Source organism: Herbaspirillum sp. B65, from assembly GCF_000333555.1.
Taxonomy (GTDB): Bacteria; Pseudomonadota; Gammaproteobacteria; order Burkholderiales; family Burkholderiaceae_D; genus Herbaspirillum; species Herbaspirillum rubrisubalbicans.
The window spans coordinates 1-920 of record NZ_BADI01001084.1 but is presented as its reverse complement, the minus strand read 5'-3'; the positions used below and the strand labels follow the sequence as shown (position 1 = coordinate 920).

Here is a 920-nt window from a genome sequence, read left to right as displayed (position 1 = left end):
CAGCTTTTGCAATTGCTCGCGCGCCTTTTCCGACAGGTCCGCAGGATAGGCGCCGAGGATGCGATCGGATCCCTCGATGAGCACCACCCGCGCCGAATGCGGATCGATGTTGCGGAATTCGCCCGACAAGGTATGGCGGGCAATCTCCACCAGGGTGCCGGCCATTTCCACGCCGGTAGCACCACCGCCGATGACGGTGAAGGTCAGCCATTCCTGGCGGCGCCGCGCATCGGTCTCGCGCTCGGCGTGTTCGAAGGCCATCAGGATGCGCTTGCGGATTTCGAAGGCGTCTTCCAGGGTCTTCAGGCCCGGCGCCAGGGCGCTCCATTCGTCGCGGCCAAAGTAGCTGTGGGTGGAACCCGCCGCCACGATCAGGTGGTCGTAGGCGATCACACTGCCGTCTTCCAGCGTGACCGTGCGGGCCGTGGTATCGATATCGATCACCGCCGCCATCAAGGTGGTCAGGTTGCGCTGCTGCGCCAGGATGGCGCGGATCGGTGCGCTGATGGCCGGGGCCGACAGCCCGGCCGTGGCCACCTGGTAGAGCAACGGCTGGAACAGGTGGTGGTTGCTGCGATCGATCATGGTGATGCGCACCTCGGCATTGGCCAGCTCGCGCGCCGCAGCCAGGCCGCCGAATCCACAACCGATGATGATGACGTGGGGCATTGCCTTCCTTTCAAAAGTAATCTGTTGTTCTGTCCGCGCAAACCGGCAGCCCTGAGGTGGCCCGATTGCACAGCTGTCCCCTACTCTCTATTCGGATATGCCTGCATGGCAGTACTGCGCCTCCCCTGATGAGCGCGGCACGCCGGAAGCTTGATGTCCCTCAATGCAGACCGACAGAATCGCATACTTTTGGTTCGAAATCACTTGGGCAGATTGTCCTGTCTGAGCAGCTTTGTGAGCCGTGCTGGCCC

At 62.7% G+C, this 920-nt stretch carries 1 protein-coding gene; it reads right to left on the bottom strand.

The features are described 5' to 3' along the window. On the bottom strand, positions 1–669 hold a 669-nt coding region (locus I5W_RS25715), incomplete at its 3' end, for an NAD(P)/FAD-dependent oxidoreductase (protein WP_044531387.1). Positions 670–920 lie beyond the last annotated feature (251 nt).